General features: G+C 72.1%; 17 protein-coding genes and 1 pseudogene. 6 read left to right on the forward strand and 12 right to left on the reverse strand.

Translation table 11 applies throughout. The annotated features are described in order from the left end of the window. From HCJ93_RS16775 to HCJ93_RS16785, 3 genes are all read left to right on the forward strand, one after another. The coding region (locus HCJ93_RS16775) for a low temperature requirement protein A (RefSeq protein ID WP_206317543.1) at positions 1-1,233 on the forward strand (1,233 nt) is incomplete at its 5' end. A 31-nt stretch (positions 1,234-1,264) separates the two neighbouring features. Beyond that, positions 1,265-1,639 (forward strand): helix-turn-helix domain-containing protein, encoded by a 375-nt coding sequence (locus HCJ93_RS16780; protein WP_167996531.1) that lies wholly within the window; start codon positions 1,265-1,267, stop codon positions 1,637-1,639. 40 nt (positions 1,640-1,679) lie between these two features. Next, entirely contained in the window at positions 1,680-2,186 is a 507-nt protein-coding gene (locus HCJ93_RS16785; protein WP_167996532.1) for a hypothetical protein, read from the forward strand. 212 nt (positions 2,187-2,398) lie between these two features. Here the strand turns inward: HCJ93_RS16785 and HCJ93_RS16790 are convergent. The 9 genes and pseudogenes from HCJ93_RS16790 to recG all read right to left on the reverse strand — a co-directional run bounded on the left by HCJ93_RS16790 (position 2,399) and on the right by recG (position 11,261). Beyond that, positions 2,399-3,649 (reverse strand): annotated as a pseudogene (locus HCJ93_RS16790) (IS256 family transposase). A 198-nt stretch (positions 3,650-3,847) separates the two neighbouring features. Further along, positions 3,848-4,717 (reverse strand): bifunctional DNA-formamidopyrimidine glycosylase/DNA-(apurinic or apyrimidinic site) lyase, encoded by an 870-nt coding sequence (gene mutM / locus HCJ93_RS16795; RefSeq protein ID WP_167996533.1) that lies wholly within the window; start codon positions 4,715-4,717, stop codon positions 3,848-3,850. A gap of 155 nt (positions 4,718-4,872) precedes the next feature. Continuing rightward, entirely contained in the window at positions 4,873-5,697 is an 825-nt protein-coding gene (rnc, locus tag HCJ93_RS16800; RefSeq protein WP_167996635.1) for a ribonuclease III, read from the reverse strand. Between the two features lie 19 nt (positions 5,698-5,716). Beyond that, positions 5,717-5,890: a 50S ribosomal protein L32 gene (gene rpmF / locus HCJ93_RS16805; RefSeq protein ID WP_003951102.1), complete on the reverse strand. Its 174-nt coding sequence runs from the start codon at positions 5,888-5,890 to the stop codon at positions 5,717-5,719. Between the two features lie 2 nt (positions 5,891-5,892). Further along, complete coding sequence (locus tag HCJ93_RS16810) at positions 5,893-6,537, reverse strand: YceD family protein (protein ID WP_167996534.1); 645 nt, start codon at positions 6,535-6,537, stop codon at positions 5,893-5,895. Positions 6,538-6,718: 181 nt separating this feature from the next. Beyond that, complete coding sequence (locus HCJ93_RS16815) at positions 6,719-7,804, reverse strand: cell division initiation protein (protein ID WP_167996535.1); 1,086 nt, start codon at positions 7,802-7,804, stop codon at positions 6,719-6,721. 68 nt (positions 7,805-7,872) lie between these two features. Continuing rightward, positions 7,873-8,352 carry a pantetheine-phosphate adenylyltransferase gene (gene coaD, locus HCJ93_RS16820; RefSeq protein ID WP_309141428.1) on the reverse strand — a complete coding sequence of 160 codons (480 nt, stop codon included), beginning with the start codon at positions 8,350-8,352 and terminating at the stop codon, positions 7,873-7,875. Positions 8,353-8,378: 26 nt separating this feature from the next. Next, a complete protein-coding gene (gene rsmD, locus HCJ93_RS16825) occupies positions 8,379-8,963 on the reverse strand; it encodes a 16S rRNA (guanine(966)-N(2))-methyltransferase RsmD (protein WP_167996537.1) in 585 nt (194 codons plus the stop codon). 99 nt (positions 8,964-9,062) lie between these two features. After that, entirely contained in the window at positions 9,063-11,261 is a 2,199-nt protein-coding gene (recG, locus tag HCJ93_RS16830) for an ATP-dependent DNA helicase RecG (RefSeq protein WP_167996538.1), read from the reverse strand. 898 nt (positions 11,262-12,159) lie between these two features. Between recG and HCJ93_RS16835 the strand changes: the two genes are divergently transcribed. Together HCJ93_RS16835 and HCJ93_RS16840 are read left to right on the forward strand one after the other, a co-directional pair. Next, positions 12,160-14,004, forward strand: coding sequence for an HSP90 family protein (locus tag HCJ93_RS16835; RefSeq protein WP_167996636.1), 1,845 nt, complete (start codon positions 12,160-12,162; stop codon positions 14,002-14,004). A 23-nt stretch (positions 14,005-14,027) separates the two neighbouring features. Continuing rightward, the gene (locus tag HCJ93_RS16840; RefSeq protein WP_167996539.1) at positions 14,028-17,114 is read left to right on the forward strand and encodes a tetratricopeptide repeat protein; all 3,087 of its coding nucleotides are present in this window, start codon (positions 14,028-14,030) and stop codon (positions 17,112-17,114) included. A gap of 13 nt (positions 17,115-17,127) precedes the next feature. Here HCJ93_RS16840 and fakA read toward each other — a convergent pair whose 3' ends face one another. Then, positions 17,128-18,864, reverse strand: a complete 1,737-nt coding sequence (fakA, locus tag HCJ93_RS16845) for a DAK2 domain-containing protein (protein ID WP_167996540.1) — start codon at positions 18,862-18,864, stop codon at positions 17,128-17,130. A 269-nt stretch (positions 18,865-19,133) separates the two neighbouring features. On the opposite strand from fakA, the gene rpmB reads away from it, so the two are divergent. Beyond that, positions 19,134-19,319, forward strand: coding sequence for a 50S ribosomal protein L28 (gene rpmB / locus HCJ93_RS16850; RefSeq protein ID WP_003993230.1), 186 nt, complete (start codon positions 19,134-19,136; stop codon positions 19,317-19,319). Positions 19,320-19,505: 186 nt separating this feature from the next. Here rpmB and thiD read toward each other — a convergent pair whose 3' ends face one another. Together thiD and HCJ93_RS16860 are read right to left on the reverse strand one after the other, a co-directional pair. After that, positions 19,506-20,336 (reverse strand): bifunctional hydroxymethylpyrimidine kinase/phosphomethylpyrimidine kinase, encoded by an 831-nt coding sequence (gene thiD, locus HCJ93_RS16855; protein ID WP_167996541.1) that lies wholly within the window; start codon positions 20,334-20,336, stop codon positions 19,506-19,508. After that, positions 20,333-21,298, reverse strand: a complete 966-nt coding sequence (locus HCJ93_RS16860; protein ID WP_167996542.1) for a thiamine-phosphate kinase — start codon at positions 21,296-21,298, stop codon at positions 20,333-20,335. Before HCJ93_RS16860 ends, thiD begins: the two co-directional genes overlap by 4 nt. Between the last annotated feature and the right edge of the window lie 168 nt (positions 21,299-21,466).

The raw sequence follows: 21,466 nt of genomic DNA on the forward strand, positions 1-21,466 counted from the left end.
TCCGGACGCCCGCTCGAGGTGCGCCACCACAGCTTTTCCCACGACCCGGAGGTATCCCCGATGGCCACCGCTGCACTCGCCCGCCCCGGGCACCGCCGCTCCGAGGTGGGCCCCGTCGAGCTCTTCTTCGACCTGGTCTACGTCTTCGCGATCATCCAGCTGTCGCACGTGCTGATCGAGCATCTCTCCTGGGAGGGGGCCGCACAGACCGTCGTGGTGTTCGCCGCGCTGTGGTGGGGTTGGAACTACACGACCTGGGCGATGAACTGGCTCGACCCCGGTCGCACACAGGTCCAACTGCTCTGCGGAGTGCTCATGCTCACGGCGCTGGGCATGTCCATCGCCATCCCACGTGCGTTCGAGGATGCGGCCTGGCTCTTCGTCGGCTGCTACCTGCTCATGGGCGTCATCCGCCCGGTCTTCATGATGATCGCGTACCGCGGTCACCGTCTCGCGGCCAACTACCGGATGCTGCTGCTGTGGACCCTCCTGGCGGGTGTGTTCTGGGTGCTCGGGGCGGCACTGCCCGCAGGATCCAGACTCGCCCTGTGGGTGGTTGCGGTCGTGGTCGACTATGCCGCGCCCCTCGCGCAGTACCGCATCCCGGGGCTCGGCTCCGCTCCGATGGAGCACTGGGACACCGATGCCGACCACCTCGCCGAACGCAACCGCCTCGTGTTCATCATCGCGCTCGGAGAGTCGATTCTGCTCATGGGCGGCAGCATCGTCGCCAGCGGACAGCTCACTGGGTCACTTGCCTTGAGCGCAGTGATCGGTTTCGCGTCGCTGTTCGTCCTCTGGTGGAACTACTTCGCACTCGCAGGCCCGGAGACTCGCGGCGGCGATTCCTCGACGGCGGCACTGCGTTCGGCGTATGCGTACGCTCACGCGCTCATGGTCCTCGGCGCAATCCTCGTCGCGGTGTCGATCGAGCAGAGACTCTCGCACGACCACCTCACCCCTGCCACCGTCCTGGTGACATCGGCCGGACCGCTCGTCTACCTCGTCGGCAACGTCCTCTTCCTCCGATCCCGCTTCGGACGCCTCACCCGATCCCGCTTCATCGCCGCCGCAGTGCTCATCGTGCTCACATTCGTCGCGATGCCGCTGACCAGACACCTCCCGGTGAGCGCCTTCAGTGTCGCCGTGCTCGCCGTGACCGCCACCCTCGCAGCACACACGGCCTACACCACGCGACGCCAGGCGCAAGAGGACTCCCCACAGCAACCTTGACCGGTCATTCAAGAATGGCTATCCATGAAACATGGTCGGGGTTGCGCAGTTTGATCGGCACGATGTGCTGCTGTCCTCCGCGCGCACGTTCGCCGAGCACGGCTTCGAAGCGTGCAGCGTGAATCGACTTGTGGACGCGACGGGGCTGCAGAGGGGAAGCCTCTATGGAGCATTCGGCAGCAAGGCAGGGCTTTTCCGCGAGGCGTTCAAGGTCGCGACCGAGACGAGCGCAGATCGAGGCCTCGTGACAGATCTGCTCATCGTGGCCCTGAGGGAGCGGGCTGCGACGGACCCTTTGGTGGCGGAAATCTCGAAGCGCACCGTAGCGGCGATGGAGGCACAGCCGTTTTCGGTCGCCGATCAGGTGTACTCCCGATTGCTCCAACGTGCAGGATTGACTTCCTGACCCGCGCAACCGACTGAAGAAGGAGAAGAAGATTGCCGATGTGACTATCAAGGATGGCGAACTCGTCGCGCGGATCCAGGGGATCCGCAAGCTCGGCACACTCAAGAGCGAGCTGTCAATCCCGCTGACACAGGTTCGCGGGGCCCGGGCTCACCGAGGCCAAGCACTGGCCCGGACGCAAGATCTTGGGAACGGACGCCTACGGCGGTACCTGGGTGGAACATTCTCCCAGGACGGCGATCGCGTCTTCTGGGACGTCGCAGACCCTGCCAAGGCGATCGTCATCTCACTCGAGGACGACGACCTCAAGAGACTCTACGTCGAAGTCGAAGAACCGGAGAAGACCGTGCAGATGATCGAAGCGGCGATCGCGAAATCCGCATACCGACCACTGACACGCAGGCTCCGAAATGTCGAAGCCATTCCGCCCGACGCAAGTTCATCTTGGATTGATTCGTGCGGGAACTCGACAACGTCGTCACAGACTGGAATGACGCCGCCTGTGCCAGCTGGTCACCAATCACATACCCTGCACGCCGGATGTTGATCCGCGTGACGACCGCCGCGTGATCGAGCTTCGGATCACGCAGTATCGAGCGGTTCCCGTGATTGTCGCGCCGACGACCCGCGCGGGGCCCTCGGGACCAACCGCGTGCCAACGAGCGGGTCGCGGATGATGAACCATGACCGGGGCGATCCTCCGAGGTCGAGTCCCATGGAGTGGTGTGGTGCTCGTGTGATCGATCGAGTTGGTCGGGGTTAGGCGGATAGGGCGAGGACGGGGTCGGCGGCGGTAGTCTCCTCTCCGATGTCGGGGATGATGCTGAGTCGGCAGCGGCCGAGGAGTTCGAGCCCGAGGTAGCGGCGACCTTCGGCCCATTCGTCGGTCTGTTCGGCGAGGACCGCGCCGAACAGGCGGACGATCGCGTTCCGGTTCGGGAAGATGCCGACGCTGTCGGTGCGGCGACGGATCTCCCTTTTGAGGCGCTCGTCCGGGTTGTTCGACCAGATCTGGGTCCAGACGTCTTTCGGGAAGCTCGTGAACGCGAGATCGTCCGCCCTCGCAGCGTCGAGGTGATCGTGAACGTCGGAGAGTTTCTCGGCGACGTAGTTGAGGAGCCGGTCGAACTGCACGTCGACAGCAGTCTTGTCGGACTGGTCGTAGACCGAGTACAACATCGCTTTGACCGCCGCCCAGAGACTCTTCGGGGTCACGGACATGAGGTTCGCGGCGTACTGGGGTGCGGCAGCGCGGCCAGACCGCTCCGGGCAGGTTCGCGGTCACGGCGTCAACGAGACCGGCATGCGCGTCGGAGGTGACGAGGCGGACACCGGTCAGGCCGCGGGAGACGAGGTCGGCAAAGAACTGATTCCAGGCCAGCCCGGTCTCGCTGGTCGCGACCCGCAGCCCGAGGACCTCACGCCTCCCGTCGGCATTGACGCCGGTCGCGATGAGCACGACCGTGTTCACGACGCGTCCGCCCACGCGGACCTTCATCGTGAGCGCATCGCAGGCGACGAACGTGAACGGCCCGGCCTCGTCGAGCCGGCGGTTGCGGAACTGGTCGACGTGCCAGTCGAGGTCCGCCGACATGCGAGACACCTGGGATTTCGAGAGGGCGCGGATGCCGAGAGTCTTCACGAGCTTGTCCATCCGGCGGGTGGAGACCCCGGCGAGGTAGCAGTCCGCGACGGCCGTGATCAGGGCCCTCTCGGCGCGCTTGCGGCGCTCGAGGAGCCACTCCGGGAACTACGAGCCCTTCGGAGTTTCCGGACGGCGACATCGATCGTGCCGACCCGGGTGTCGAGGTCGCGGTGCCGGTAGCCGTTGCGCTCGGTGATCCGGTCCGGGCCGGGCCGCCCGTACTCGGTTCCGACGACGGCGTCGGCTTCGGCGGACAGGAGGGCGTTGATGATCGTCTGCAGCAGGTGCCGCATCAGATCCGGCGACACGTCACCGAGTGCTTCGCGGAGCACGGTCGCGGGGTCGACACTGTGAGGAGCGGTCATCGTGTGTTTCCGTTCGAGGGGTTGTAGGAGATTGCTCGAAGGATCACACGATGGCCGCGTCTACGTCGACATCGGCGACGAGGCCAGCCACCGAGTGACTGGACCACTATGCGGGACTCCACTTCCTGCTGCGACGCATGGTCCCACGGCGGGTCGAATAGAGTCGCGATCGGAAACGTAGGTGTCGCGTGTGCCCGGCTATCGGTCAGAAGCTCTCGACGAGCGTCTTCGCTGACACTTCGGGCAGAAGTAGCTGGAGCGTCCCATGAACCGCTCGCGCACGATCAGCGTCCCGCAGCGGTGGCACGGTCTGCCTTCCCTTCCGTATGAATGCAGAAAACGTGAGAAGTAGCCGGACTCGCCGTTGACGTTGACGTAGAGGCTGTCGAAACTGGTGCCGCCCGCGGAGAGGGCGGCGTTCATGACGTCCCGGACGTGGCCCAGCAGGAGCAGGGTGCGCGGGCGGGTGAAGCCGGCCGTGGGGCGGTCGTAGTGGATGCGGGCGCGCCACAGCGCCTCGTCGGCGTAGATGTTGCCGACGCCGCTGATCAGGGACTGATCGAGCAGAGCCCGCTTGATGGTGGTGCGCTTGCGGCGCAGGGCCTGGTGGAAGGCCTCCTCGTCGAAGAGCGGGTCGAGCGGGTCGCGGGCGATGTGCGCGATGACGTCGGGCAGGCCCTCGGACGTGGTGTCGTGCAGCGACAGACCGCCGAAGGTGCGCTGGTCGACGAAGCGGAGTTCGGTGTCCCGGGCGTCGGTGAAGCGGATGCGGACGCGCAGGTGCTTCTCGTCGGGCGCGGTGTGCGGCTGGACGAGGAGCTGTCCGCTCATGCCCAGGTGGGCCAGGATCGCCTGGCCGGTGTCCTCGAGGGGCAGCCACAGGTACTTGCCGCGGCGGCTCGGGGTGCAGATGCGGTGGCCCTTGAGGCGGTGCGCGAAGTCGTCGGCGCCTGCGAGGTGGCGGCGCACGGCGCGCGGATGGAGCACCTCGGCGTCTGCGACGGTCCGGTGGGCGACCCACCGCTGGAGTCCGCGCCGTACGACCTCGACCTCGGGCAGCTCGGGCATGTGTCGTCCCCTCCGGTGGTGTCCGGCCCCCCCGTGCGGGCCGGTGTACGACCCGAGCGCCCGCCCCGGTCGTGGGGCGGGCGCTCGGGTGTGACAGCTCGGTCGGCTCGGGCAGGCGCGCGGTGTGCTGCCCGTCGGGCGGCGTGTGCTGCCCGTCAGGCGGAGGCCGACGACGCGTCGGCGTTCTGCTGCTGCTCGGCGGCCTTGGCCTCGGCGGCCGTGACGGCCTCCTGGGCTTCTGCCGCCGCCTTGGCGCGCTCGTCCGCCGCGGCCCGGATGGACCGCCAGGCGGACTCGGCGGCCTGCTGCTCCGCCTCCTTCTTGCTGCGGCCGGTGCCGGTGCCGTACGAGACGCCTCCGACGCGGGCGGCAGCAGTGAAGGTCTTCTCGTGGTCGGGGCCGGTCTCCGTGACCAGGTACTCGGGGACGCCGAGCCCCTCGGTCGCGGTGAGCTCCTGGAGCGATGTCTTCCAGTCCAGGCCGGCGCCGAGGTTGGAGGACTTCTCGATCAGCGGGTCGAACAGGCGGTGCACCAGCTCCGCCGCGGCGTCGAGCCCCTTGTCGAGGTAGACCGCGCCGATCACCGCTTCGAGCGTGTCGGCGAGGATGGAGGCCTTGTCCCGGCCGCCCGTGCCTTCTTCACCGCGGCCCAGCCGGATGAAGGAACCCAGGTCGAGGCTGCGCCCCACGTCCGCCAGCGCCCGCGAGTTGACCACCGCGGCCCGCAGCTTGGCCAGCTGGCCCTCGGGCAGGTCCGGGTGGGTGCGGTACAGCGTGTCCGTGACCACGAGACCGAGCACGGAGTCCCCGAGGAACTCCAGCCGCTCGTTGGTCGGCAGACCGCCGTTCTCGTACGCGTAGGAACGGTGGGTCAGCGCACGTACCAGAAGGGCGGACTCGACCTGGTAGCCGAGCCGCCCTTCCAGAAGCGTGTGGGACGAGGCCTGATTGTCCGCTGAGTTCTTCTTCGGCGTGGACACAGTGCCTCTCACCAGCCGCTCAGACCTCGAGGACCTGGCGCTTGTTGTAGGTGCCGCAAGACGGGCACGCGATGTGCTGCTGCTTGGGCTCGTGGCAGCGCTCGCACGCAACCAGGGTGGGGACCGCAGCCTTCCACTGCGACCGGCGGTGGCGCGTGTTGCTGCGCGACATCTTCCGCTTCGGAACAGCCACGGCTACTTCTCCTGCTTCTCGTCGACGCCCGGTTCGGCGCCGCTCATCTCGTCCTTCTCGCCGGCCTTCATGGTGTCGGCGAGTCCCTGCAAAGCCGCCCAACGGATGTCGACGGCGTCGTGGTGGTGGTCCGGGTCGTCGTTCAGGTTGACTCCGCACTCGGAGCACAGACCTGCACAGTCCTCCCGGCACACCGGCTGCATCGGCAGTGCGAGCACCACCGCATCGCGCAGCACGGTCTCGAGGTCGATCAGACCGTCCTCGACAAAGAGCCTGTCCTCGTCGTCCTCGGCGTCGTCGGCCGGTTCCGTGATCACACGGCCCCGGTCGTCGGCGTCAGGGTACGAGAACATCTCCTGGAAGTCCGCATCGGGCCGCAGCTCGACGGGCTCCAGACACCTTACGCACTCCCCCTCGGCCTTCGCACGGGCGGTGCCGGTGACGAGCACACCTTCCATGACGGACTCGAGGCGGAGCTCAAGCTCCACCGGGGCGCCCTCCGGCACTCCGATGACTCCCTGGATACCGAAGTCCTTGGGAGCGTCGACCGTGCGGGTCAGGCGCTGCAGCGCACCAGGCCGCCGACCCAGCTCGTGTGTGTCGAGCACGAGAGGGTTGCGGTGGTCGAGGCGGGCGTTCAGGGCCATTCCTGCTTTCGGTCTTCGAGCTGAGGGGGTGCTGCCGTTCGGAGTTCCGGGGCAGCGTCGATCGCGGGCATACGCGCGACCGAAGAGCCAGGATACTGGACCTTCCGCTCTCGGCCCAATCCGCCCTCGCCGGGACCCGCCGTGGGCCCGCGGCGGGGCCCGGTGACCGGCCTGCGGGCGGCTACAGGCCCCGCTCGCGCTCGTAGGCCCGCAGCTGCTCGGGAGTGATCATGCTGGTGTCGAAGAGGCTGGTCTCGTCGAGGGTGTGGCCCTGCTGCGGGCCGTGCCCGGCCTGCTGGGCGTGGTGCCGGCCCGCGGCCTGGTTCGGGTCGTACGGCTGCTGCTGCCCGGCGTCGTAGCCCTGGTAGGCGTACGGGTCGGCCTGCTGGTAGCCGTAGGCGTCCTGGCCGCCGTAGGGCTGCTGATAACCGGCGTAGGGGTCGGCCTGCTGCTGGTAGCCGTAGGCGGGATCCGGCTGCTGCTGGGGCTGCGGCGGGGCGTAGTCCTGGCGCTGCTGCGGGACCGGCTGGGCGGGCGGGCTCTGCTGCCCGGCCACGGAGGCCAGGTCGGCGAGGTAGTCGGCGTCGCTGGAGTGCTGGACGCTCGTGGAGTCGCCGGCGAGGGCGCCCAGGTCGTCGGTGGCGATCCTGCCGTGCAGCTTCTGACGGCCGCGGCCGACCGCTTCCAGGGTCTTGGCCAGGACCGCCTCGAAGGCGCCCAGCTTGGCGTCCACGTACTCGTCGGCGGTGCGGCGCAGGGTCTCCGGGTCCTGGCTGCGCTCGGGGGCGTCCTCGTCCTCGTAGCCCTGCTCGTCGAGGCCGGGCCCGGTGCCCAGCAGCTTCTCGCGGCCGCGGCCGACCGAGCCGATGGTCTTGGTGAGGACGACCTCGAAGTTGGCGAGCTTGGAGTCGACGTAGTCGTCGGCCTCGGCGCGGATCTCCTCGGCCTCCTTGCGGGCCTCGGCGAGGATCCGGTCGGCCTCCGCCTGCGAGCGGCGGGCGATCTCGGTCTCGGAGATCAGCTTGCCGCGCTCGGCGTGCGCGGACTGGATGATCCGCTCGGCCTCCTGGCGGGCCTGCTCGACCATCTGCTCCCGGTCGCCGATGACCTCCCGCGCCTGGGCGAGGGAGTCGGGCAGGGCCGCGCGCACCTCCTCCAGCATCGAGAGCAGTTCCGCGCGGTTGACCACGCACGAGGCCGACATGGGCATCGACCGGGCCCCGGAGACCGCGGCGACGATCTCGTCGAGCTTCTTCTGCACGTCCACCTGTGCTCGCCACTCTCTACAGCTGTGTTGGAGACGGACGGGACGAACTGTAGCCCCGGGCGGGCCGTTCAGTCCTTGCGCAGGCGCCGGGTGAGTGCGTCGTGGACGGCCGGCGGCACCAGGTGCGAGACGTCGCCGCCCCAGGCCGCGACCTCCTTGACCAGGGAGGAGGACAGGAAGCTGTAGGTGGGGTTGGTGGGGACGAAGAGGGTCTCGACGCCGGTGAGGCCGTTGTTCATCTGGGCCATCTGCAGCTCGTAGTCGAAGTCGCTGACGGCGCGCAGGCCCTTGACGATGGCGGGGATGTCCCGCTCCTTGCAGAAGTCGACGAGCAGGCCGTGGAAGGCCTCGACGCGGACGTTCTCGTACTCGGAGGTGACCTGGCGGATGAGATCGATGCGTTCGTCGATCTCGAAAAGGCCCTTCTTCGACTTGTTGATCATCACCGCGACGTAGACCTCGTCGTACAGCCTGGAAGCGCGGGAGATGATGTCGAGGTGTCCGTTGGTGATCGGGTCGAACGACCCGGGACATACGGCGCGGCGCACTTGTGTTCCCTCGCTCTCCGGTCCGGTCATCGTGCGTCTTCGCACGTAGAGGCGGCGCGACCGTACCAAAACGTTCCCTCGCCGTAGCGGCGGGACCGGATGGCGTCGAAGCCCGGCGGCCAGGCGAATTCTCCGCCTCTGGTGCTCCGCTCCACGGTGACGAGCGCTTGCTTATCGAGCCAGCCCTCCGAGCGGAGTGTGAGCAGAATCTCGCGAAGATCGTCGTCCGTGACCGCGTACGGGGGGTCGAGGAAGACCACGTCGTACGGCTGGGCCGGGGGCGTCCTGATGATCTGCTCGGCCTTGCCGTGGCGCACCTCGGCGCCGGGCAGGCCGAGGCTCTTGACGTTCTCGCGCACGACGCGGGCCGCCCGGGCGTCGGCCTCGACGAGCAGCACATGGCCGGCGCCGCGGGACAGCGCCTCCAGGCCGACGGCTCCGGAGCCTGCGTACAGGTCGAGGACGCGTTCGCCGTCCAGGGGGCCGCCCAGGAGGGACTGCCAGGTGGAGAAGAGACCTTCGCGCGCCCGGTCGGAGGTGGGGCGGGTGCCGGTGCCCGGGGGTACGGCGATTCGACGTCCGCCGGCGGTGCCGGCGATCACGCGGGTCATCTCTGGTCCTCGAATCGGGGGTGATTACACGTCCAGTCTGGCAGTCCAGTCGGCGGATCAGGCCTCCTCAGCCCCTGTCAGCCCCGGTGCACGTCCCGCTCAGCCCTTCTCCAAGTACTGCTCGCGTTCCTCGTCGAGGAGGGCCTCGAGGGCCGTGCGCAGCGCGGGCAGCCGCTCGAGGTCCGGGTCCGCCGCGACGATCCGGGCCGCCTCCTGCCGGGCCTCGGCGATGATCTCCTCGTCCTCGATGACGGCGAGCATGCGCAGGCTGGAGCGGGTGCCGGACTGGGCCTGGCCGAGGACGTCGCCCTCCCGGCGCTGCTCGAGGTCGATGCGGGAGAGCTCGAAGCCGTCGAGCGTGGAGGCGACGGCGTTCAGGCGCTGCCGGGCGGCGCTCGTCTCGGGCATCTCGGTGACCAGCAGGCACAGTCCCGGGGCGGAACCGCGGCCGACGCGGCCGCGCAGCTGGTGCAGCTGGGACACACCGAAGCGGTCCGCGTCCATGATCACCATGACCGTGGCGTTGGGGACGTTGACGCCGACCTCGATGACGGTGGTGGCGACCAGGACGTCCGTCTCGCCGGCGGCGAAGCGGCGCATCACCGCGTCCTTGTCCTCGGGCGGCATACGGCCGTGCAGCACCTCGACCCGGAGCCCGCTGAGGGGGCCCTCGGCAAGCTGCGCCGCGACGTCCGTGACGGCGAGCGGCGGGCGCTTCTCCGCCTCGTCCTCGGGGGACTTCTTCGCCTTGGGGTCGTCGGCCTCGTCCCCGATGCGCGGGCAGACCACGTACGCCTGGTGGCCGCCGGCCACCTCCTCGCGGACGCGCTCCCAGGCGCGGGCCAGGAAGTGCGGCTTGTCGGCGGCCGGGACGACGTGACTGGCGATGGGCGAGCGGCCGGCCGGGAGCTGGTCGAGGACGGAGGTCTCCAGATCACCGAAGACGGTCATGGCGACGGTGCGCGGGATGGGGGTGGCCGTCATCACCAGCAGGTGGGGCGGCTGTTTGCCCTTGCCGCGCAGGGCGTCGCGCTGCTCCACGCCGAAGCGGTGCTGCTCGTCCACCACGACCAGGCCCAGGTCGTGGAACTGGACCTTGTCCTCGATCAGGGCGTGGGTGCCGATGACGATGCCCGCCTCGCCGGTGGCCAGGTCGAGCAGGGCCTGGCGGCGGGCGGCGGCGCCCATGGAGCCGGTGAGCAGCACCACCTTGGTGGCGTTCTCCGCGCCGCCGAGCATGCCGCCTTCGGCGAGCTCGCCCATCATCTCGGTGATGGAGCGGTGGTGCTGCTGGGCGAGCACCTCGGTGGGCGCGAGCATCGCCGCCTGTCCCCCGGCGTCCACCACGGCGAGCATGGCGCGCAGGGCGACCAGGGTCTTGCCGCTGCCGACCTCACCCTGGAGCAGCCGGTGCATCGGGTGCTCGGTCGCCAGGTCGGAGAAGATCTCCTCGCAGACCTTCTGCTGGCCCTCGGTGAGGGTGAAGGGCAGCCGCCGGTCGAAGGCGGCGAGCAGGCCGTCAGGGGCCGGTCTGCGGGCGACGGCGGGGAGCTGGGCGTCGGCGTGGCGGCGGCGGGCCAGCGCGACCTGGAGGACGAAGGCCTCGTCCCATTTCAGACGGGCGCGGGCCTGCTCGATGTCCGCCTTGGTGTGCGGGCGGTGGATCTTCAGCAGCGCCTCGGGCAGCGGCAGCAGTCCGCGCGCCTCGCGCAGGGACGCCGGGAGGGGGTCGGCGGCCTCCTGGGCGCTGGGCAGGACCGTCTGGAGCGCCTTGCCGATCTTCCAGGACTCCAGCTTGGCCGTGGCCGGGTAGATCGGGATGAGGGCGCCGGCCCAGTTCTCCACCGTCTCCTCGCTGTCGCCGCGCAGCAATTCGTAGGCGGGGTGGGCGAGTTGCAGGCGGCGGTTGAACACGGAGACCTTGCCGGCGAACATCGCGCGGGTGCCCGGCAGGAGTTCCTTGTGGGGCTTGTGGACGCCTTTGCCGAAGAAGACCAGTTGGAGACGGCCGCTGCCGTCGGTGATGGTGACCTCCAGGCGCTGGCCGCGGCCGCCCGGGGCCTTGGCGGAGGCGAAGGAGTGCAGGCGGGCGTCGGCGACCTGGGCGACCACCGTGACGTGCTCGTCCATGGGCAGGTCGGCGAGGTGCGTGAGCTGCCCGCGCTCCTCGTATCTGCGCGGGTAGTGATGGAGCAGGTCGCCGACGGTGTGCAGGCCGAGATGCTCGGCCATCACCTTCGCGGTGGCGGGGCCGAGCACCTTCTTCAACGGTTCTTCCAGTGCGGGCACGAGATCCATTGCACACCACACCACTGACAATGCGGGAACGTCCCGCGCCGCCGCCCGGTCTCCGGGTGACCGTGAACGCCGGCTGCCGCGGGCCGCTCGCGCCGGTCTCCGGCGCCCGGATGCGCCCGGCCACCGGGCCGGGGCCGCCCGTTCAGCTTCCAGCGGTGCGCCAGCCCCCGTCCCCAAACCAGCCCCACCGAACCACAGAACACCACGCCCCCGACCCCCGGGTGACCGTGAACGCCCGCTGCCGCAGGCCACGACCGACGGCCCCCACCCGAGCACACCCGCCCACCGGAACCGGACCGCCGTTCCATGCCAGCAGCGCGCCAGCCCCCGTCCCCAAACCAGCCCCACCGAACCACAGAACACCACGCCCCCGACCCCCGGGTGACCGTGAACGCCCGCTGCCGCAGGCCACGACCGACGGTCTCCCGCGCGCGGATGCGCGTCTGGGCGTCGCAGGGCGGGGCACTGGGTTCCGCTTCCAGCCGTGCGACCGGCCCGTCGCGAGCCGGTCCGCAGGCAAGCCCGGGGCCACCGCGGCGCTCCCACCGGCCCGACGAACCGAGCCGCCCCGGCCGGGGCGGCCGAGCGCTGCCCGGGCCGAGGGGGCGGCCCCGGCCGAGGGCGGTCCGCGGGGCCGCCGGTTCGGCGCCCGGTGCGACCGGCCCGTCGCGAGCCGGGGCCGCCGGTCGGGGTGGCCGAGGTGTCCGGGCGGGACGGCCGGCGGCCCCCGCTTTGCCGCGCCGCCCTGGCCCGTTTCCGTAAGGTCTCGGGAAAGTGCTGGTCAGGGGCGCTGGAGGGGCCCTAGGATGGCGCGCTCCGGCCACTCCTCTCCGCGGTCACCGCCTCGCCGGGGCCGCCCGACCCCGCGCCGCAGCGAGCCCCCACCGGCGCCGTGACGATGGATTCCCAGATCTCACAGGCTTCCCAGGCAGCTCAGACACCCCAGCCCTCCCAGTCGCCCCACACCTTCCAGGTGGACCTGCGCGGCCTGGTGGACCTGCTGTCCCATCACCTCTACTCGAGTCCGAAGGTCTATCTGCGGGAACTGCTGCAGAACGCGGTGGACGCCATCACCGCCCGGCGCGCCGAGCAGCCCGACGCCCCCGCCCGGGTGCGGCTGCACGCCGGGGGCGGGGAACTGCGCGTGGAGGACACCGGCGTAGGGCTCACCGAGGCGGACGTGCACAGCCTGCTCGCCACCATCGGGCGCAGCTCCAAGCGCGCCGAGGGGCTCCAGGAGGCCCGCTCGGACTTCCTGGGGCAGTTCGGCATCGGGCTGCTGGCGTGCTTCGTGGTGGCCGAGCGGATCCGGGTGGTCAGCCGCAGCGCCCGTACGCCGGATGCCCGGCCGGTGGAGTGGACGGCCCGCGACGACGGCTCGTACACCGTGCGCACCCTGCCCGACGGGGCCCGCCCGGAACCGGGCACCACCGTGCACCTGACGGCGCGGGCGGGCGCCGCCGAGTGGCTGGCCGAGGAGCGGGTGCTGCGGCTGGCGCGGGACTTCGGCTCGCTGCTGCCGTACGACGTGCGGGTGGGCGGGGAGGCGGTCACCGACCTTCCGGCGCCCTGGGACCGGCCCTACCCCAGCCCGGCCGCCCGCAGGGTGGCGCTGGCCCGGCACTGCCACGAGCTGTTCGGCTTCACCCCGCTGGACACCATCGACCTGAACGTGCCGCTGGCCGGGATCCGCGGGGTGGCGTACGTGCTGCCGTCGGCCGTCAGTCCGGCGCAGCGGGCCGGGCACCGCGTGCACCTGAAGGGCATGCTGCTCACCGAGCGGGCCGAACAGCTGCTGCCCGACTGGGCGTTCTTCGTGCGCTGCGTGCTGGACACGGACAGCCTGCGTCCCACCGCCTCCCGCGAGGCGCTGTACGAGGACGAAACGCTGGCCGGGGTGCGCGAGGCGCTGGGCGAGCGGATCCGGGCCTGGCTGACCGGCCTGGCCACGGGCGATCCGGAGCGGCTCGCGGCGTTCCTGTCGGTGCATCACCTGGGCGTGAAGTCGCTGGCCCGGCACGACGCGGAGATGCTGCGCACCATGCTGCCGTGGCTGCCGTTCGAGACCACGGACGGGCGGCTGTCCCTGGAGGAGTTCGCGCAGCGGCACCCGGTGGTGCACTTCACGCGGACGGTGGAGGAGTACCGGCAGGTCGCGCCGATCGCTTCGGCGCAGGGCATCGGCGTGATCAACGGCGGCTACACCTACGACTCCGAACTGGTCGAGGCGCTGCCCTCGGTGCGGCCGGGCACGGCGGTCGCGGAGCTGGACGCGGACACCGTGACCGCGCACCTGGACGCGGTCGACCCGGCCGAGGAGCTGGCCCTGTCGGACTTCCTGGCGGCGGCCCGCGCCAGGCTCGATCCGCTGGGCTGCGACGTGGTGCTGCGCGCCTTCCACCCGCTGTCGGTGCCCGCGCTGCACCTGGACGACCGCGAGATGCGGCACGAGCAGGCGCGGGCCGAGGCGGAGGAGCAGGCCGACGAACTGTGGGCGGGCATCCTCGGCTCGCTGCGCGGCAGCGCGCCCCGTGCCCGGCTGGTGCTCAACCATCTCAACCCGCTGGTGCGGCGGATCAGTTCGCTGGGCGATCCGGAGCTGATCGGCACCGCCACGGAGTCGCTGTACGGGCAGGCGCTGCTGATGGCCCAGCGACCGCTGCGGCCCGCCGACTCGGCGCTGCTGAACCGGGCCTTCATCGGCCTGCTGGAGTGGGCCACGCACCCGGAGGAGGACCGGTGACGGGGTTCGGAGAAGGGGCACCGATGGGTGAGATCACGGACATCGACGCCCTGCGCCGGGCGATGGCCGAGAACGCCGGACAGCCGGAGGGGCCGGCCCGCAACGCGCGGGCGGAGCAGCTGCTCGCCGAGGCCGAGAAGCTGAACCTGCCGCTGGCCGTGATCGAGGCGCTCGGGCACCAGCTGCAGGTCTACAACTACAGCTCGGAGAAGGGGAAGATGTTCGTCCCCTTCGCCCGGCTGCTGCGCATGTGGGACGAACACCCCGAGGACTTCGACGAGTACGAGACGCACTCCCTGCACTGGGTGTTCAAGTGGGTCTCGGCCGGCATGCTCGACCAGCCGCACATCCCGCTCGCCTCGATCGAGAAGTGGCTCGGCGAGATGGAGCACCGCTACAAGCTGGCCGGTCACTCCGAACGGGCGGTACGCAGCGCGGAGTTCAGCGTCGCCGCGCACGTGGGTGACATCGGGCGGGCCGAACGGGCGTATGCGGCCTGGCTGGCAGCGGACCGCGACTCGATGGCCGACTGCCATGCCTGCGAGCTGAACGGGCAGGGCTGGTGGCAGGTGGAGCGGGGCCGGGACGAGGAGGCGCTGCGGCTGTGGCGGCCGGTCCTGGAGGGCGAGTACACCTGCGCCCACGAACCGCACGCCGTGCTCGCCTCCTCCCTGCTGCCGCTGCTGCGGCTGGGCCGCACGGACGAGGCACGCGCCAACCATCTGCGCGGCTTCCGGCTGGTGCGCCCCATGGAGAGCATGCGCGGCGCCTTCGCCGACCATGTGGAGTTCTGCGCGCTGTCCGGCAACGAGGCGCGGGGTCTGGAACTCCTCGCGGAGCGCCCCGCGTACTTCACCGACGAAGGACACCCGCGCAGCAAGCTGGACTTCCTGAGCGTGGTGACCCTGCTCATGGAGCGGCTGACCGCGCTGGGCCTGGGCGAGCGGCAGGTGCCCGGGCCTTCCGGCCGGTCCTGGACCGCGGCGGGACTCGCCGCGTACGCACGCCGGGAGGCGCTGGCCCTGGCCGCCCGCTTCGACACGCGCAACGGCACCACCTACGTCAGTGAGCGGGCCCGCGCCCGGATGGAGCAGCGCCCGCTGGCGGACCGCCTGCCGCTGGGCGTGCGCACGCCCGTGTCGGCCGGGACCCGTCCGGTGGCGGCCCCCGTCGCCGCAGCACCCCAGCCGCCCTCCTCCGGCTCGGGGGGGAACGGCGAGCCGGACCTGCCGGCGCTGATCGCCGAGGCCCGCCGGCTCTCCGACACCCTGCAGCCGCACGCGGTGGAGGCGTGGGCGGCGGTGGCCCGGGCGGCCGAGGGCGTGGAGCTGGACGCCAGGGACCGCGCCGAGATGACGGAGCACGAGGCGATGGGTCTCGGCCCCGAGGGGGTGCACCTCTTCGAGCGGGCGGCCGAGCTGTACGCGGAGGCGGGCGACCCCGGCGAAGCCCTGGCGGCCCGTGCGCGCGCCGCGTACGTCCGGGCCCTGGCGGGCGCGACGGACGAGGCGCTGGCGGCGGTCGCTCCCCTCCACGAACGGATCCTGGCCCTGCACGCCGACGGCTCCACCGGCATACGCCAGACCGCCTCGGTCCTGATGTCCCGCGCCCGGATCCTGGTGCGGCGCGTGCAGGAGGCCACGGCGGCCACGGGAGCCCGGGAGGACTCCGCAAAGGCCGCCCCCGGGGCCCAGGAGAGCGGCCGGGACGAGGCCCGGGAGGCCGCCGGCCCGGAGTCCCTGCTCGCCGAGGCGGAGGAGGCCGTCCGTGCCGTGCTCGCGCTCGTCGACGGGCGCACCGGTGAGGACGTCCAGCTGGCCGCTCGGGGCGCCGAGGGACGAGCGTTGCTCGGGGAACTCGCCGGCCGCAGGGGCGGGATCGAGCGGACCGCCGAGCTGTTCGGGCGGGCGGCCGAGGAGTACGTGGCGGCGGGCCTGCCGTGGTTCGCCGCGGAGTACGAGGTGCGGCTGGCGCAGCTCGCCCACCATCTGGGCGACGACGCCGGCGCGGAACGGGCGCTGCGGTCCGCGCTGGAGCACGGCGGACCGTATCTCGAGCCGTCCGGGCGGGCGCAGCTGCACCTCCAGCTCGCCGAGCTCACCGCCGGGTCCGGCCGGGTGCCGGAGGCCGCCGGCCACGCCCTGGAGGCGGCGCACTGGGCCGACGAGGCGGGCGGGGGAGAGGCGCTCGGCGCCTGGGCGCGGCACCTGCTCGGCGGGCTGCTGCTGCGGCAGGGGCGGTGGGCCGAGGCCGCGGAGGTGCTGGAGTCCGCCCTGCCCGATCTGACCGTCGAGACCCACGGGGACGGCCCGGTCGTCCAGACGCTGTGGTGGCTCGGGGACTGCCTGAGCGAACTCGGCGAGCACCGCGCGGCGGCCGAGCGGCGGTTGCGGGCCGCCGACATCGCCCGCCACTGGCCCGAGCAGCAGGACCACGCCACGCTGGCCCATCTGGCCGCGTCCAGCCTGGAGCTGGCGGGCCTGCCCGAGGAGGCGGAGCGTGCCTTCGCCCGTGCGGGCGAGCTGTGGCGGGCCGTGGGTGACACCCCGGGCCTGGTCCGCTCGCTGCGGGCCCGCGCCTGGCTGGCGCTGCGGACGGCCGCGGAGGACCCGGGCCCCGCCCGGACCCTGATGGCGGAGGCGGCGGCGGAGTGCGCGGCGGCGCGGGACGAGGCGGGCGACGAGACGGCGCGCCTGCGGCTGACCGCCGAGCTGGGCCACACCCACCGCCAGTTCGCCGAACTGCTGCTCCGCTGGGCGGGCGACGACGCCCGGGACGGCGACGTCCGGGAGGCCGCACGGGAGGAGGCGGCGGCCCGGCTGGACCAGGCGATCACCGCGTTCGGCACCGCCGGCCCCGAGCTGCTGCACGAGCGCACCCAGGCCCAGCTGGCCGCGTCCTGGCTGGCGACCGAGCTGGGCCGCCCGGACACCGCGGCCGCCCACGCGCGGGCCGTCCTCGAGGCCTGTGAGAACGCCCCGGCGGACGACGACATTGCTCGCGCCCGCCGCACCGACGCCGAGCAGCTGCTGCGGCTCGCGGAGCAGCGGGAGGAGGACGCGGCGGCACCGCAGGAGGAGGCGGAGGAGGCACGTCAGGAGGACGGCTGAGCCGCCCTTCCGTTCACTCGACCCCGATCAGCAGCAGCGCACCCTGCCGGCCGCCGTGGTAGACGACCGTGTCGACGGCGAGGTAGCGCTCACGGACGCGGGCCTCCAGGTGGTCTGCGACGTTCTCGGGGGCGTCGTCGCCGAGGACCAGGGTGACCATCTCGCCGCCCGCGGCGAGCATCCGGTCGAGGACGTCTGCGGCGATGGCCCGGACGTCGTCGCCGATCACCGCCACGTCGCCGTCGACCAGGCCGAGGACGTCCCCGGCCTGGCAGATGCCGGCCGTGGTCCACGACTCGCGCTCGGCGACCGTGACCTCCCCGTAGCGGGTGGCGCCGGCCGCGGACGTCATGGACACCACGTCCTCGTCGAAGCGGCGCTCCGGCTCGTGCACGGCGAGCGCGGCGATGCCCTGCACGGCGGAGCGGGTCGGGATGAGCGCCACCCGGATGCCCTCGGCGCGGGCCTGCTCGGCCGCGGCCGCGGCGGTGTGGCGCAGCTCCTCGTCGTTGGGCAGCAGCACCACCTCGCGCGCGTGCGCCCGCCGTACCGCCTCGACCAGCTCGCCGCTGGCCGGGGGCTCGCCGGGGCGGGCGAGCACGGTCGTCGCGCCGGCCTCGGTGTACAGCCCGGCCAGCCCCTCGCCCGGCACCACGGCCACCACGGCCCGCTGTGCCCGCTCCCGCAGCGGGCGCTCGGCGTGCGTGGTGTGGACGTCGCCGTCGGCGAAGTGGGTGATCCGGATACGGTAGGGCCGCCCGGCCTCGACGCCCGCCTCCACCGCGGCGCCGGCGTCGTCGACATGCACATGCACGTTCCACAGCCCGTCGCCGCCGACCACGACGAGCGAGTCGCCGAGCGAGTCGAGCCGGGTCCGCAGCCGCTCGACCGCCTCGTCCTCGGCCTCCAGGAGGTAGATCACCTCGAAGGCGGGCCCGACGGGCGCCGGGGCGCCGTCCTCGCCCCGGGGCTGTTGCGGCTCGCCGGCCGTCGGGGCCGTCTCGCCGGCTCCCTGTGACCCGGCGGGCCCGAGGCGCGTGTGGGCGCCGCCCAGGGCGTCCTTCGGCAGCTCTCCGGTGAAGGCTCCCAGCAGCGCCGCGAGCACCGCCAGCAGGCCGCGTCCGCCCGCGTCCACGACGCCCGCCCTGCGCAGCACGGCCAGCTGGTCCGGGGTCTGGTCGAGTGCCGCCCTGGCGCCCTCGTAGGCGGCGCGGGCCACCGCCCCGCAGTCGCCCTCCGCGTCCCCGGCCGCGTCGGCGGCGGCCGCGGCGACGGTGAGCACGGTGCCCTCGACCGGGTGGGCGACCGCCTCGCGGGCGGCGTCGGCCGCCTGCCGCAGCGCGAGCCGCAGCTGCGGGCCGTCGGCACTGGCACCGGGCGTCTCGTCCGCGGCCAGCACCTGCGCCATGCCGCGCAGCAGCTGCGCCAGGATGGTGCCGGAGTTGCCGCGCGCCCCGATCAGCGCGCCGTGCGCCATGGCCCGTACGGTGTCGGCGAGCGTGGGCCCGGTCCCGGACTCCGTCCCGGTGCCGGCGCCGACGCCCGCCTCGTGGCCGGCGAACACCGCCTCGACGGCGGCCGCGGCCGACTCGACGGTCAGGAAGAGGTTGGTCCCGGTGTCGCCGTCCGCCACGGGGTAGACGTTGATCGCGTCGATCTCCTCGCGTGAGCGCCCCAGCGCCTCGAGCGCCAGACCGCACCAGGTCCGCACCGCGGGAGCATCGAAGAACGTCTGCGGCACCTGCGCCACCTGCGCCTCCCTGAGCTGGACGTGGCACGCAGCGTAGACCGTGGGGGCCTGATCGCCGGAAGAGGGCCGTGGGCGGGTCCCCGGGCAGCCATGGTAGTTTCGTTCTACGGGTGCAGCCGATGTATGCTGCTCCGGTTGCCCGATCCTGATCGGGCGTCTCCCCTGGCAACGCCACTCGGATCCCCAGGGGCTCCGTAACCGGGGCCCGTGTGTTGATCCCGGCATGCCGGGATCCACCGTAAGTGCATCTGAAGTCTTTGGAGTGACCCGTGGCTGCCAACTGCGACGTCTGCGGCAAGGGGCCGGGCTTCGGCAACAACATCTCGCACTCGCACCGCCGTACGTCCCGCCGCTGGAACCCGAACATCCAGCGTGTGCGTACCGTGGTCGGCGGGACGCCGAAGCGCGTGAACGCCTGCACCTCGTGCATCAAGGCCGGCAAGGTCTCGCGCTGACGCAATCGCTGAGCGCGCAACCACAGCCGGTTCGCCGCACTGAGCCGGTCCACCTTCAGGTGGACCGGCTTTTTGCTGTACCTGTGCCGGTGCCGTGCCGCAGAGCTCAGCACCACGCTCCGTGCGCCCCGCCGCACACCCCGCGCTCCCCGCGGGACCGTGTGCACCGGCTCCCGGGCGATCCGCTCAGGCCCCCCGCTGCCTGAAGCGCCAGCCGTGGTCCACCGGGCCGATGCCCGCGCCCAGGGCGAAGCCGGAGGCGATGGCGCCCGTGACGTAGTCCTTGGCCGCGGCGACCGCTTCCGGGACGGGGCGGCCCTTGGCCAGTTCGGCGGCGATGGCGGAGGCGAGGGTGCAGCCGGTGCCGTGGGTGTGGCGGTTGTCGTGGCGGGGGGCGCGGAGCCAGTGCTCCTCGGAGCCGTCGGTGAGGAGGTCCACCGCGTCGCCGGGGAGGTGGCCGCCCTTGATGACGACCCAGCGCGGGCCGTAGGCCAGTACGGCGGCGGCCGCACGGCGCATCTCGTCCTCCGTTCCGGCGCGGATCCCGGTGAGCTGGGCCACCTCGTCGAGGTTGGGGGTGGCGACGGTGGCGACCGGGAGGAGCCTGGTCCGTACGGAGTCCAGTGCGGAGGAGGCGAGCAGGGCGTCCCCGTGCTTGGAGACGCCCACCGGGTCGACGACCGCCGGCGCATCGGTGCCGGCGAGCAACTCGGCCACGGCCTCGACGAGTTCGGCGGTGGCCAGCATGCCGGTCTTGACCGCCTGGACGCCGATGTCGTCGACGACGCTGCGGTACTGCGCGCGCACGGCCTCCACCGGCAGTTCCCAGGCGCCCTGCACGCCGAGCGAGTTCTGCGCGGTCACCGCCGTGAGGACGCTCATGCCGTGCACGCCGAGCGCCAGCATGGTCTTCAGGTCGGCCTGGATGCCCGCGCCGCCGCCGGAGTCGGAGCCCGCGACGGTCAGCACCCGGGGCGGCGCCTGGCGGGCGGCCGCGCTGTCGGTGGGCCCGGTCATGACTCGATGTCCCCGAAGTGGTCCCAGCCGCCCTTGCTGGTCCACGGCGCCCCGTCGACCGTCACCTGGGGCAGCGCCGAGGGGTTGAGCACCTCGCCGATCACCTTCCAGCGGGCGGGCAGCTTCACGTCCGGCGGGAAGGTCGCCACGATCGCGTGGTCCTCTCCCCCGGTCAGCACCCACTGCATGGGGTCGACGCCGACGGCCTGGCCGATGTCGTTCATCTGCGAGGGGATGTCGATGGCCCCGGAGCGGATGTCGATGCGCACCTTGCTGGCCTCGGCGATGTGCCCGAGGTCGGCGATCAGCCCGTCGCTGACGTCGCACATGGCGGTGGCGCCGAGTCCGGCCGCCGCCGGACCCGCGTGGTACGGGGGTTCGGGGCGCCGGTGGGCCTCGACGAAGGCGCGCGGGGAGCGGAAGCCGCGGGAGAGCACCGCGTGCCCGGCCGCGGACCAGCCCAGCCAGCCGGTGACCGCGACGATGTCGCCGGGCTGGGCGCCGGCCCGGGTGACGGGCTCCTGGTTGCGCAGATCCCCGAGCGCGGTGATCGACACGGTGATGGTGTCGCCGCGCACCACGTCGCCGCCGACCACGGCGGCACCCGCGACCTGGCACTCGTCGCGCAGCCCGTCCATCAGCTCGGCGGCCCAGGTCACCGGCAGGTCCGCCGGGACGACCAGGCCGAGCAGCAGCGCGGTGGGCACGGCGCCCATCGCGGCGATGTCGGCGAGGTTCTGCGCGGCGGCCTTGCGGCCGACGTCGTAGGCCGTGGACCAGTCGCGGCGGAAGTGCCGGCCCTCCACCAGGATGTCGGTGCTGGCCACGACCCTGCGGTCGGGCGCGGCGACCACCGCGGCGTCGTCGCCGGGGCCGACCCGGACCGCCGGTGTGGTGGTGAGACGGGAGGTGAGCTCCCTGATGAGCCCGAACTCACCGAGCTCACCAACAGTGCCCTTCATTGCCCTTTCTCCCCTTCTGTCCCTGTCCGTGCCCGGTCGCGAGGCGTCTGCGCTCTCGCTACGGTCGAAGTGACCGTCAACTTCTGTCGTGCCTGAACCCCGGCGCGCAAGGCCCGGTGCCCGCAGGTCTCCCCGCGGCGAGCGGCGACGCGATACCGTGGCGTTCCT

The organism is Streptomyces composti, from assembly GCF_012034205.1.
Classification (GTDB): Bacteria; Actinomycetota; Actinomycetes; order Streptomycetales; family Streptomycetaceae; genus Streptomyces; species Streptomyces composti.